This is a genomic window from Mesorhizobium sp. M0011 (assembly GCF_040324155.1).
Taxonomy (GTDB): Bacteria; Pseudomonadota; Alphaproteobacteria; order Rhizobiales; family Rhizobiaceae; genus Mesorhizobium.
In genome coordinates, this window is sequence record NZ_JAMYVQ010000021.1 from 43,732 (window position 1) to 55,897 (window position 12,166).

Genomic DNA, 12,166 nt, shown 5'->3' on the forward strand with positions numbered 1-12,166 from the left:
GGTCAGTCCGGCCTGGCCTGAAACTCGCCGCACCCGGATCACGATGCCTTGCGGGCCGCCGCTCCCTTGGTCGCACGCACGACAATCCGCTCCAGCGGCTCCGGCCGGTGCAGCAAAAATCCCTGGCCGAAGGCGACGCCCATGTCGCTCAACATGGCCAGCGTTTCCTGCCGTTCGATCTTCTCACCGACCACGTCACAGCCGAGGCTGCGGGCGATGCTGGTGATGGCCAGCACGATCTCGCGGTCGAAACGGCTTTGCGTGATGTGCTCGATGAAGGAACCGTCGATCTTGATCGTGTCGACGGGGAACCGCCGGAGATATTCGAACGAGCTCATACCAGCGCCGAAATCATCGAGGCTGACCCGGCAGCGCCGCTCGCGCGCCTTGCGCACAAACTGTTCGGCGGCGTCGAAATTGGTGACGGCGGCGGTTTCGGTGATCTCGAAGCCGATGCCCGAAAACGGCGCCCCGGTTTCTTCTATGACGTTGTCCACGAAGTCCCAAAGCTGCGGGTCGCTCAGCGTCTGCGCCGACAGATTGAAGCCAAGCGTCAACGCCCCCGAACGCAAGGCGGCACCATGCCGCGACAGCGCGGTGCGGATGATCCAGCGGTCGAGCCGCGACGCGATGCCGAACCGCTCGGCCACCGGAATGAACTCGCCGGGTGGCACCAGCCGGCCGTTGCGGGCGGCGAGCCTGGCCAACACTTCGACATGGCGGCTTTCCAGCCAGGGACGGCCCAGCCGATGGATTTCCTGGCCAAACAGCTTCAGCCTCCCGTCTTCCATGGCATCGACCGTATCGGCGACGACGCGCGCCGCGTTGAGGCCACCCGAACCCGATGCCGTATCGGTGGAGAAGACGGCAAATCGGTTTCGCCCGGCGGCCTTGGCCGCGTAGCAGGCGTCGTCGGCGCAGGCCAGCGCGTCGGCCACCGTCGTGTTGGCGTCATCGACGAAAGCGATGCCGATCGAGGCCGCCAGCTTGCGCGACGTGGCCGTCGATCCTAGTTCGGCATCGCGAACGGCTGCAAGTACCGCGTCGGCCAGCCGCCCGGCCTGCGCCGTATCGCAATTGGGCATCAGCAGCGCGAACTCGTCACCGCCCAGGCGCGCGGCATGCGCCGTCGGGGGAAGGCAGCCCAGAATGCCTTGGGCAACGCTTTTCAGTGCCAGGTCGCCGGCCGCATGGCCGGCAAAATCATTGAGCGCCTTGAAGTAGTCGAGATCGACATAGAACACGGAAAGCGGCAGCAACTGCGCGGCCGCGATGTGATCGGCCAGCAGCCGGTCGAACGCGGCACGGTTCAACAGACCGGTGAGCGCATCGTGGCGGGCCGCATAGGCAAGCTCCTGCTCACGCTGCTTGTCTTCGGTGATGTCGCGCACCGTGCCCAGGATCTGCCCCGCCAGCCGGCGGTCCGGGATTTGCGGGTCGGCGATGAAACGCAGCAGGGATTCTATGTGCCGGACCTCTCCGTCGCGCCGGACGATGCGGTATTGCACCGCGGTGACCTTGTCCGTTTCGAGCGGCACCAGATGTGCGCGCGACGCGGCCTCCTTGTCGTCCGGATGCAGATAGCCGAACCAGTGGTCGCGCTCGACTTCGGCGGTGTCGGAGACAAGTCCGAAAATCTCCCTGGTGCGTTCGTCCCAATAGCTTTTGCCGGTGGCGAGGTCGTGGTGCCAGATGCCGGTACCGCTGGCGGCGAGCGCCAGGCGGAAGCGCACATTGACCTGCTCGAGTTCGGCTTCTGCGGCTTTCTGCTTGGAGATGTCGGTCTGCACACCCATCAGCCTGAGCGGCTTTCCCATCGCGTCGCGCTCGACGACGCCGCCGCGATCGAGCACCCACACCCAGTGTCCCTGCTTGTGCTTCAGCCGCAATTCGGTCTCGATGGCGTCGGTCAGGCCGGCAATGTGGCGGTCGCCGCTGGCCAGCGCCCGCTCGCGGTCGTCAGGATGGGTCAGTTGCAGCCACAGGTCGCTGGTGTCGGCAAGTTCGCTCTCATCGTAGCCCAGCATCCGCGCCCAGGTCGCGGAATAGAAGCAGTCGCCGGTTACAAGATCCCAGTCCCAAACGCCGAGATGGGCGCGCTCCAGGGCCTTGGCCCAGAACGTTCCATTGCGACTTTTCTTGCCCTGACGCGCCATCGTCTGCTTCGCCTGCTCCACCGCGGGGCAATCTGCGGCAAAACCAGAGAAGAAACAGTTACCGCGGCGATGGCGGGCTGCTTTGTTGGCTCCCCGCCTGCCGCCTCTGCTCTTCGATTGGCCGGCAAGAACCGGAGTTTCGCGTCGGCCGGATGTTCCTAGTCATGGCTCCAGGTCATCGGCCAATCCGATGATCCCGGGATCATCGGGGGCGCCGATGATCGCGTTGCAGAGACAAAGAGGACGGCGCAACGCTTTCGTAAACAGACTCTTTGCCAACAAGCATCTATCGGTCTAATATTTAGCGATCTATTTGCCCACAAGTGTAACCTGATGGTAATATATCGCCTGCGAAATAACCCAGTTATTTTTTTTGGACAACTGGCGGGATGTCCTTCGATGAGTGAGCACACAGGTCAGCACGGCAACAATCGCCGCCCAGCTGCCATCCTTGACCTCGACATCGCGACAACCAGGAGCGGCTGGCTGCTGGTTGCCTTGTGTCTGACCTATGCCGTGACCGCTGTTTGCCTGCAGCCGGACCGCTACCTGCATCTGGCGCAATCCTATGCCAAGCCGTTCGCCTTTTTCCTGCCCGCGCTTCTGGCGGCGGGCCTTGGTGTGGCGGGGCTGGCATTTGCCCGGCATGCGCCGACGAGGTTCATCCTCGGCGTACTCAGGCACCGCTGGCTTGCAGCCGCACCCGTCATCTTCTTGTTCTTTCTCGGCGTCACCGCATTCACCACCTTGAAGGTCGCCATCCCGGACATGGTGCCGTTCTACGCCGACCGCTGCCTGGCGGACCTCGATCTTCGGCTGCATGGCGCCGATCCCTGGACATGGGCGCACAGCATCGTTTCCGAACCGGTGTCGGTCGCCATTTTTGCCGGCTATGGATATGGCTGGCTTCTGCAATGGTTCGGCGCCGTGCTCTTCGTCGCCTTCTGGAACAATCCGGTCGGGCGTTTGCGCTACCTATGGGCATTCGCGCTGACCACGATGCTGTGCGGCACCGTTCTTGCGACCCTGCTGTCGTCCGCCGGCCCGATATTCCACGACCAAATCTACGGCGGCGACCGGTTTGTCGCGCTGCAGGCCGCCCTGGCGCAGAAGGGCTACGGCGCGTCGGTCCATCTGTACGCCGATTATCTGTTTACAGCCTACCAGAGTGGCCGCCCGGAACTCGGCGGCGGCATCTCGGCCATGCCCAGCATGCATGTTGCGATCGCCACGCTCAACGCATTCTTCCTGGCCCAATTCGGCCGCGGGTGGGCAATCGCCGGCTGGTCCTTCGCGGCCTTCATCCTGTTCGGTTCGGTTTACACCGGCTGGCACTATGCCGTGGATGGCTATCTCTCGATTCTCGTGGTGTCCCTGCTCTGGTACGTGACGGGACGCTTCGTCTTGCCGCAAGCGAGCCGGGATACCGCCGAGGTGGGATTGGCGATCCCGGATCAAGCGGCATAAAGACCGTACCTGCCTGACGCCGCGAGGAGCGCCAGCGGCACGCACCTCCCCGGCTTTTCCTCGCCGAAAGCGGCCGCTGGGCCGGAGCTGCCAACTGTCACGGAGGGCGACCAGGCGGCATTGACGCCGCCTGGCTTCATTGCTTACTGGCTCGGCGCCATCGTGTGTTCGCATGACACTTTCGGGTTCATGTCGGCGAAAGTGCCGGTCGGGTTGCCCTTCCAGGCCCAGACATGCAGTTCGTAGAATTCGCCCAGGCCATAGCGGTTGGGCGCGCTGTTGAAATTGAACAGCTGTCCGTCCAGCGACGCCGGCCCCTTCGAGGTGATGTATTCGACCGCCACCAGTTGCAGCGTGCCGTCGGCCATCGGCTCGTACATCACGGCCTCAGGCCGGGCGATATCGATCTTGTCGTCCTTCAGATATCCGCCGTTGACATAGTGGATGCCCATGGCGCCGCCGGTGATGCCGCTGGCGCAGGGAATGGGCGCATAGCCCTCTGATGTAGCGGCCTTGACGTCGAGAAACCGGCTGTTGGCAGCCCGCACCTTGTCAGCCAGCGGATTGGGGACGGACGCAAGCGCGGCCGCTTCCTGATGCGCCTGTGCGAAGCTGGTGCAGACGGCCAGCATGGCCCCGGCCATGACAAGTCTGCAGCGAAAATTTGGCCTGTTGAGAAAGTTCGATATCATCTTCATTCCATTCTTCTTGAAAAAGCACAGCTGGCCGCCGAAAATACGGAGGCCCGGCAGGCAAGCGCTGTGACTGTTGTTGCTTGGAGATCCCGAAAACGATGCCAGGAATGGTCATCCCTTCGGCAGGTACGGGATCGTTCCGGCCAGATCGGTGTTGTCGATCATCTGGAAACGGCTGTCGCTGCCGCCCTGACGGGCCGAAACGAAGGGCGCATAGGCCGGATCGTTGGTGAAGGCGCGGGCCGCCGCTTCCGAGGGGAACGCCATCAGGGCGATCAGCGTGGTGTCGAGCGGCTTGCCTTCGAGCGTTTTCACATTGCCGCTGCGCGACAGATATCTGCCGCCATGCTTGTGGACGAGGTCATGCACCGATGCTGCGTAGGCCGGCACCCATTGCGGGTCGTTTATCTTGATGTCTGCGATAACGTATGCGGTCATGGATAGTCTCCTGGTTGCGGCGCAAGGGGTGTCCCGTGCACCGGCCAAAGGGCTCGCATGGCAGGGCCTCGCCAACCAGTCCGCGATCTGTACTGGGGTAGTACAGTTTCCGTACTGGCCGGCTCATTCATGAAGGCCTAATATTCGGCCCTGGTTTCGAGGGAGAGGCGCCAATCATGACCCAGCACGGATACAAGCAATTCTGCCCGCTATCGATGGCAGCCGAGGTGCTCTGCACCCGCTGGACGATGGTGCTGCTGCGCGAGCTGGTGGCGGGCTCGACCCGCTTCAACGACCTGCGCCGCGGCGTGCCGAAAATGTCGCCGACCCTTCTGTCGCAACGGCTGAAGGAGCTCGAACTGGCGGGGATCATCGAGCGCAAGGAAGTGCCGGGCGAGAGAGGCATCTTCGAATATCGGCTGACGGAAGCCGGCCGGGATTTGCGTCCCGTCGTCGAGGCGATGGGCTTCTGGGGACAGAAATGGGTCGAGTCCCGGCTGTCGCTGAAAAACCTCGATCCGTCGTTGCTGATGTGGGACATGCGGCGCAATTTGAATCCCTCGCCGCTGCCCGAGGGCCGCACGGTGATACAATTTCTGTATCAGGACCTACCGGCGTCCAAACGGTCGTGGTGGCTGATCGTCGAGAAGCACGGCGAGGTCGATCTGTGCTGGTACGATCCGGGCTTCGACGTCGACCTTTACGTCTCGACCGATCTGCACACCATGACGGCGATCTGGATGGGACTGCTGACCGTCGAGAAGGCCGGCGCCAAGGTTGCCCTGACCGGCGACCAGGCCATTGGCAGGAAGATGCAGACCTGGCTCGGGCTCAGCCCGTTCGCGGTGGAGCCCAAACGCGCGGCTTAGGAGAGTGGGGCTCTTGGCAGGAAACGGGTGGCGAGGCCGGCTTTTGGCGGCTTCAATGCGGCCATGTTCGTCACCCTGGCCAAGATTCTCAAATCCACGCCGCTGCCGGTTGCCGACGATCCGCGCTGGGCGCGCATCGTCGCGCGCGACAAATCGGCCGACGGCGAGTTCTGGTATTCGGTGGCGACAACCGGTGTCTATTGCCGGCCTTCCTGCCCGTCGCGGCGCGCCAACCCCAGGAATGTGCAGTTGCACGGCACGCTGGATCAGGCCAGGGCGACCGGCTTTCGCCCGTGCCGGCGCTGCAATCCGGATGGCCCATCGCTCGAGGCCGGCAACGCCGCGATGGTCGCCGACGCCTGCCGCAGGATCGAGCAGAGCGAGGAAGAACCGTCGCTCGCTGAATTGGCGGACGCCGCCGGCCTCAGCGCCGGCTATTTCCACCGCATCTTCAAGGCCGTCACCGGGCTGACGCCGAAGGAGTATGCCGCCGCGCACCGCGCCGCCAGGGTCCGCCGTGGCCTGGAAGACGGCGCCAGCGTGACGACAGCGATCTACGATGCCGGCTTCAATTCGAGCGGGCGTTTCTATGAGAAATCGACCGGCATGCTCGGCATGACGCCGACGCGCTATCGGGCCGGCGGCGCCCATGAAGAAATCCGCTTTGCCGTTGGCGAATCCTCGCTCGGTACCATCCTGGTCGCCTCGAGCCAAAAAGGCGTCGCCTCGATCCTGCTCGGCGACGATCCCGACGCGCTGGTGCGTGACCTGCAGGACCGTTTCCCCAACGCGCGGCTGATCGGCGGCGACCGTGACTATGAGGCGCTGGTCGCCCGCGTCGTCGGTTTCGTCGAGGTTCCGGCGCTCGGTCTCGATTTGCCGCTCGACGTGCGCGGCACCGCCTTCCAGCAGCGTGTCTGGCAGGCTTTACAAGACATCCCGGTCGGCCGCACGGTTTCCTATGCCGAGATCGCGCAGCGCATCGGCGCGCCGACGGCAACCCGCGCCATCGCCGCCGCTTGCGCCGCCAACAATCATGCCGTCGCCATCCCCTGCCATCGCGTGATCCGCAAGGATGGCGCCCTGTCCGGCTACGCCTGGGGCGTTGAGCGCAAGCGCGCACTGCTGGAGCGTGAGGCGGCGTCCGACAATGCCAACCGGTCGGTGCGGGCCTGACGAGGACCGGCAATGCGCGCGATGGCAAGGTCTCCCACCACCGATGCGACCGGCCGGACCCAAGCTGCCGACAGCCGGCGCGCCGAAGGCTCGAAGTTACTGGTGATGGCGGCCATTGGCGAGATGGTCGATCACGGCAGAGCCGAATGGAGCCGCACCGCGGCCGGCGAGATCGAGCTGCGGTTGTTGACGGGTGAGGTGTTTTTGCTCGGCGAGGTCGCTGTTACTCGTGTCGCGTAGAACGGTTCACCTACCTTCGAAATTCGAATTTGAAAGCAAGCACCGGAGTGAGCGCGAGAAGCCGTCTCTGTAGGGTTCACGCACAGACAAAGGAGTAAACGCAATGAACCTCACGCAAACCCAAATGGCGCCGCCGGCGAGCGTCCCCAATGCCTTCGACACCATAAGCTATGCCATCGGCGAATCCCCGATCGGCAACATCCTCGCCGCGCGCAGCGATATCGGCGTCTGCGCCATCCTGATCGGCTCGGATGCAGAGGCGCTGGAGCAGGACCTTGGCCATCGCTTCCCGGGCAAGGTACTGGTCGAAGACGAGGCCACCTTGCGCGACGATCTCGCGGCAATCGCGCGCTTCATCGAGACGCCCAGCGTCGGGCTCGACCTGCGCCACGGCACGCCATTCCAGCAACAGGTTTGGGATGTGCTGCGCAGCATCCCGTGCGGCGCCACCATCAGCTACACCGCACTGGCTCGCCGCCTCGGCCAGCCGAATGGCGCCCGCGCCGTGGCGACCGCCTGTGCGGCCAACGCGATCGCGCTGGGCATTCCCTGCCACCGTGTCGTCCGCGCCGACGGCTCACTGGCCGGTTACCGCTGGGGTGTCGAACGCAAACGCGCCCTGCTCGACAAGGAGGCTACGATATGAATGCCCATGCCAAAATTGCCAGATCGGTGATCGAAGCCGCCGGGACGCGCATCGCCGATTACGACTGGCCCGCCCTTGCTGCCGAACTCGACGGCTTCGGCTGCGCGGTGATCGAGAAATTGCTCTCGCCCGAAGAATGCCGGCAGATCGCGGGCCTCTATCCCAACGAAGAGCATTTCCGCAGCCACATTCATATGGCCAGGCATGGCTTCGGCAAGGGCGAGTACCGCTATTTCCGCTATCCCTTGCCCGACCTCCTGGGTGGCCTGCGCAGCGCGCTCTATCCCAGGCTGGCCGAGGTCGCCAATCGGTGGAACGAGCGCATGGGGCAGGCCATGCGTTATCCCGCGACGCATGCCGCGTTTCTCGATCAGTGCCATGCCGCCGGCCAGACACGGCCGACGCCGCTGCTGCTGCAATATGTGCCTGGCGACTTCAACTGCCTGCACCAGGATCTCTATGGCGACCTCGCCTTTCCGCTGCAGGTGGCGATCCTGCTCTCCGAACCGGGCCGGGATTTCAATGGCGGCGAGTTCGCGCTGACCGAGCAGCGCCCGCGCATGCAGAGCCGGGTCGAAGTGGTGCCGCTGCGCCAGGGCGACGCCGTTGTCTTCGCCGTCCACAACCGGCCGGTGCAGGGCACCAAAGGCAACTACCGGGTCAACCTGCGCCATGGCGTCAGCCGGCTGCGCTCAGGCATGCGCCACACGGTCGGGATCATTTTTCACGATGCGAAGTGAGCAGGGAGAAGATGGAGGTCCCCCTCACCCCACCGGGGCATAGCGGTTGACTACCATGCCGCAGTCATAGGCCTTCGAGCCGAGCAGGCGCAGCTTTCTAAAACCGCCCTGGTCGAAAATCCGGCGTCCTGCACCCAGCACCGCTGGATTGATGAACAGTTGGAACTCGTCGACCAGCCCGGCCGCGATCAGCGCCGACGCGAAACCGGCGCCGCCGAACACGGCCATGTCGCCACCCTCGCCCGCCTTCAGCGCATTGACTTCGCGCGGCAGGTCGCCGCTGGCCACCCTCGTGCGCTCCCAAGCCGGCTCCCAGGCCGATTGCTTGAGCTTGTCGCTCAGCACCACCTTGCGGGAGTCGACGATGCGCTGCGCAAAGGCGTAGAACGGATCGCGCGGAAACTTCTTCGCCGCATTGCCCCAATGGGTGAGATAGCCCTCCTGCGCCATCTTGCGGCTGAGCAGGATGGTGTCGATGCCGGCGAAGACGGCGTTGAAGTCCTGCTTCAACTCGTCGTCCCAGGCGCCCTCGTCACCCCATTCCCAGAGCTGCCAGGCATGGTCCTCATTGGCGCCGACAAAGCCGTCGACCGACATCTGCATCTGAAGGATCAGTTTTTTCATCGTCGTTCTCCTCGTCTTGTCCGGCTCAAAGCGTGCAGGCGAAATTGCGGGGCAGCATGGTCAGTGTTAAATGGTTTACATTTGGAACCATTGACATAGGACGAGAACAGTATCAATAGTAAAGTGATTTAAAAATGGAACCATAGATGTCGACGCGCGAAAAATCCGGCTGCCCGATCAACCTGTCGCTCGAACTGATCGGCGACCGCTGGACGCTGCTCATCATCCGCGACATGGTCTTCGCCGGGAAAAAGCACTTTCGCGAATTCCTGCAATCCGACGAAGGCATCTCCTCGCGCTCGTTGGCCGAGCGGCTGCAAACGCTTCAGGAGGAAGGCATCCTCACCCGAAGCGACGACCCGACGCATGGCTTGAGAACGGTCTACCGGCTGACCGAGGCAGGCATCGACCTCTTGCCGGTGCTGGCGACGCTCGGCGCCTGGGGCAGCAAGCACCGCAAGGCCGACGACAAGCTGGCCAGGATTGCCGACGAACTGGTGGCAGGCGGCGAAGCGGCGCTGGAAAAGATGAAAGCGGCGCTGCGAGCGGAGCATATTGTCTAGGCGGTTGCGTTCAGGCCGAACCGGCATGGCTGTTGCCGCACAAATCGCCCTTCCCTTGACAATGATCCATCTTTGTTCTTTATTTGTTCCAATCTATCAGCAACTGCGGATGTGCGGTCGATGGAAACGTCAGCCACCATCCTGCATGCCGATCTCGACGCTTTCTACGCCTCGGTCGAGCAGTTGCTCGATCCATCGCTGCGCGGCAAGCCGATCGCGGTGGGCGGCGGCGTCGTGCTCGCCGCTTCCTACGAGGCCCGCGCCTTTGGCGTGCGCGGCGGCATGCCCGGGCGCAAGGCGCGCGAACTCTGCCCGCATCTGATCTTCGTCGGCGGTAATTTCAGCCATTACCAGCGACTGGGCGACGCGGCGATCAAGGTGCTCGACGATTTTACCCCGGTGGTCGAGCGCATCTCCATCGACGAGGCCTTTGCCGATGTCGCCGGCTGCACGCATCTGTTCGGCTCGCCCCAAGAGATCGCGGCGACCATCCGCCGCCGCGTGCGAGCCGAACTCGGCCTGCCGATCTCGATCGGCGTGGCGCGCACCAAGCATCTGGCCAAGATCGCCTCTCAGGTGGCAAAACCCGACGGGCTGGTGGTGGTCGACCCCGGCAGCGAGCTCGCTTTCCTGCACGACCTGCCGGTCGGGCTGATGTGGGGCGTCGGCCCGGCGACCAGGGCGCGGCTGGCGGAAATCGGCGTCGAGACCATCGGCCAGCTGGCCAGGACGCACAGCGGCGCGCTGACGCGGCTGCTCGGTCCCGCCGCCGGCGAAAAGCTCGCCGCGCTGTCATGGAACCGCGACCCGCGAAAGCTCGAAACGCATCGCCGCGCGCGTTCGGCCGGCGCCCAATCGGCGCTGGGCCAAAAACCCGCAATGGCACGGATCATCGTACCGACTCTGCTGCATCTGGCCGACCGCGTCGCCAGCCGGCTGCGCGCCAAGGCGCGGCCCGGCCGCACGGTGACAGTGCGCGTGCGCTTTGCCGATTTCAGCGCGGTCACCCGCTCGATCACGCTTGACCAGCCGATCTCGGCGACCGCGATGCTGGCCGAGATCGCCGGCGATCTGGTGCGCGGGGTGCTTGCCGACAACCCCCACGAGAGAACGATCTCGCTGCTGGCGATCTCGGTCTCGCATCTCGAGGAAAGCTTCGAATTACAGCTCGAACTGCCGCTCGATCTCGCCGACGAGAAGCAGAGGCCCGGCACCAGGAAAGGCCTGGCACGCTTCGACGCCGACCGCGCCATCGACAAGATCCGCGAACGCTTCGGCAAACAGGCGGTCGGCTACGGCACGGTGGCACTGGAAGCGGCGCGCTCGGTGCCCGACGAATTCAGGAAGCTGGCGGAGAAGGAACTGTGAACCCGGGACCGCCGGGCGCTATTTCGTCTCCTCGCCATCCCAGTATCGCCTCACTGCAGCCATGTCGAAAATGCTGTCGCGCCGGCGCAAGGCGTCGACCGCCATCTTGTTGGAATCGGGATAGACGCAGACCTCGTTGGGATTTTTCTCGCCGATCATCAGATAGCGGCACGGTTCCGTACCGCTGTTGAGGAAGGAATGCCCGACCGCCAGGCCGGCGGGAAAGCAGACATAATCGCCGGCCTTCATCTCGTGGCGCTCCTCGCCAAGCAGCAGCGTCACCTGCCCTTCCAGGATCAGCGCATGCTCCTCTTCGAGCATGTGGTAGTGCCTGGGCGCCAGACGCATGCCGGGCGCCGGCGCCTCGATCAGCATGCCGACGTGATAATCGGACGGTCCCAGAGCGGCATAGGTCAGATGCCTGGAGCGGCCGCCGAACCGCGGGCCGTCACCCTCGACTTTCCATTCGATGGCATCGCTGACGATCGGCGGGATCGGCGCGGCCGGGGGTTTGGTGACACCGGTCGTTACATCCGGCGGCAACGGGTCGCCGGCGGCAAGGCCGGTGTCCTCGCCGTCCCAGTAGGTTCGGGTCGCCGCCAGATCGAAGATCGCGCGGCTGCCCAAGGCGCGCACCAGCACCTTGTTGGAGGCGGTGTAGACGACAACGTCGTTCGGGTTGCGCTCGCCGACGAGGACGTAGCGGCAGGGTGCGTCGCTGGTGTTGATGAGGCAATGCCCCGCCGCTGCACCTGCCGGAAAGCAGATGTAGTCGCCGGCCTTCATGGCGTAGGCGGCGTCGCCGACATGCGCGGTAAGCATCCCCTCGAGGATGAAGACATGCTCTTCCTCGAAAATATGGTAATGCGCCGGCGAAGTCTGCTTGCCCGCCGGCAACTCCTCGATCGCCACGCCGACATGGTAGTTTTCGCCAAGCGCGGCCAGCGACAAATGCCGATAGCGCACGCCGAAGCGCGGCACATCGGACCATTCCGTCCACGGCACCTCATCCGATGCGAATGGCACGGGCGCTTTCTCGTCAGCCATTGGGGCCTCCTGATCCTGTCGCCCTGCCCTCGTCGCAAGCCGCAGGAGGGTCTACGACAGAACAAAGCTGCCAGCTTCCGGCATCATCGCCAAGCGGTGTTCGCCACGCTCCTGACAGAGCCCGACAGGAGCCGCTC

Annotated in this window: 13 protein-coding genes; 8 read left to right on the plus strand and 5 right to left on the minus strand. The window is 64.2% G+C overall.

The annotated features are described in order from the left end of the window. Positions 1-38: 38 nt before the first annotated feature. Entirely contained in the window at positions 39-2,156 is a 2,118-nt protein-coding gene (locus NKK51_RS21830) for an EAL domain-containing protein (protein WP_352554539.1), read from the minus strand. Positions 2,157-2,555: 399 nt separating this feature from the next. Here NKK51_RS21830 and NKK51_RS21835 point away from each other — a divergent pair, with 399 nt between their 5' ends. Next, the gene (locus tag NKK51_RS21835) at positions 2,556-3,623 is read left to right on the plus strand and encodes a phosphatase PAP2 family protein (protein WP_352554540.1); all 1,068 of its coding nucleotides are present in this window, start codon (positions 2,556-2,558) and stop codon (positions 3,621-3,623) included. 143 nt (positions 3,624-3,766) lie between these two features. Here the strand turns inward: NKK51_RS21835 and NKK51_RS21840 are convergent, their stop codons facing one another. Together NKK51_RS21840 and NKK51_RS21845 are read right to left on the minus strand one after the other, a co-directional pair. Continuing rightward, positions 3,767-4,267 (minus strand): hypothetical protein, encoded by a 501-nt coding sequence (locus NKK51_RS21840; RefSeq protein WP_128306024.1) that lies wholly within the window; start codon positions 4,265-4,267, stop codon positions 3,767-3,769. Between the two features lie 162 nt (positions 4,268-4,429). Then, entirely contained in the window at positions 4,430-4,756 is a 327-nt protein-coding gene (locus NKK51_RS21845) for a DUF1330 domain-containing protein (protein ID WP_023813864.1), read from the minus strand. A gap of 176 nt (positions 4,757-4,932) precedes the next feature. Here NKK51_RS21845 and NKK51_RS21850 point away from each other — a divergent pair, with 176 nt between their 5' ends. From NKK51_RS21850 to NKK51_RS21870, 5 genes are all read left to right on the plus strand, one after another. Beyond that, positions 4,933-5,625 (plus strand): winged helix-turn-helix transcriptional regulator, encoded by a 693-nt coding sequence (locus NKK51_RS21850; RefSeq protein ID WP_352554541.1) that lies wholly within the window; start codon positions 4,933-4,935, stop codon positions 5,623-5,625. Positions 5,626-5,688: 63 nt separating this feature from the next. Then, entirely contained in the window at positions 5,689-6,801 is a 1,113-nt protein-coding gene (gene ada / locus NKK51_RS21855) for a bifunctional DNA-binding transcriptional regulator/O6-methylguanine-DNA methyltransferase Ada (protein WP_352554589.1), read from the plus strand. A 12-nt stretch (positions 6,802-6,813) separates the two neighbouring features. Then, positions 6,814-7,041 carry a hypothetical protein gene (locus NKK51_RS21860; protein ID WP_128306026.1) on the plus strand — a complete coding sequence of 76 codons (228 nt, stop codon included), beginning with the start codon at positions 6,814-6,816 and terminating at the stop codon, positions 7,039-7,041. 103 nt (positions 7,042-7,144) lie between these two features. Continuing rightward, positions 7,145-7,687, plus strand: coding sequence for a methylated-DNA--[protein]-cysteine S-methyltransferase (locus NKK51_RS21865; protein ID WP_352554542.1), 543 nt, complete (start codon positions 7,145-7,147; stop codon positions 7,685-7,687). Next, a complete protein-coding gene (locus NKK51_RS21870) occupies positions 7,684-8,427 on the plus strand; it encodes a 2OG-Fe(II) oxygenase (protein ID WP_352554543.1) in 744 nt (247 codons plus the stop codon). Before NKK51_RS21865 ends, NKK51_RS21870 begins: the two co-directional genes overlap by 4 nt. A 24-nt stretch (positions 8,428-8,451) precedes the next feature. On the opposite strand, the gene NKK51_RS21875 is transcribed toward NKK51_RS21870, so the two are convergent. Next, positions 8,452-9,051 carry a dihydrofolate reductase family protein gene (locus NKK51_RS21875; protein ID WP_352554544.1) on the minus strand — a complete coding sequence of 200 codons (600 nt, stop codon included), beginning with the start codon at positions 9,049-9,051 and terminating at the stop codon, positions 8,452-8,454. A 146-nt stretch (positions 9,052-9,197) separates the two neighbouring features. Between NKK51_RS21875 and NKK51_RS21880 the strand changes: the two genes are divergently transcribed. Together NKK51_RS21880 and dinB are read left to right on the plus strand one after the other, a co-directional pair. After that, the gene (locus NKK51_RS21880; protein WP_352554545.1) at positions 9,198-9,614 is read left to right on the plus strand and encodes a winged helix-turn-helix transcriptional regulator; all 417 of its coding nucleotides are present in this window, start codon (positions 9,198-9,200) and stop codon (positions 9,612-9,614) included. 120 nt (positions 9,615-9,734) lie between these two features. Next, positions 9,735-10,982, plus strand: coding sequence for a DNA polymerase IV (dinB, locus tag NKK51_RS21885; RefSeq protein WP_352554546.1), 1,248 nt, complete (start codon positions 9,735-9,737; stop codon positions 10,980-10,982). An 18-nt stretch (positions 10,983-11,000) separates the two neighbouring features. Here the strand turns inward: dinB and NKK51_RS21890 are convergent, their stop codons facing one another. Continuing rightward, entirely contained in the window at positions 11,001-12,029 is a 1,029-nt protein-coding gene (locus tag NKK51_RS21890; RefSeq protein ID WP_352554547.1) for a cupin domain-containing protein, read from the minus strand. Positions 12,030-12,166 lie beyond the last annotated feature (137 nt).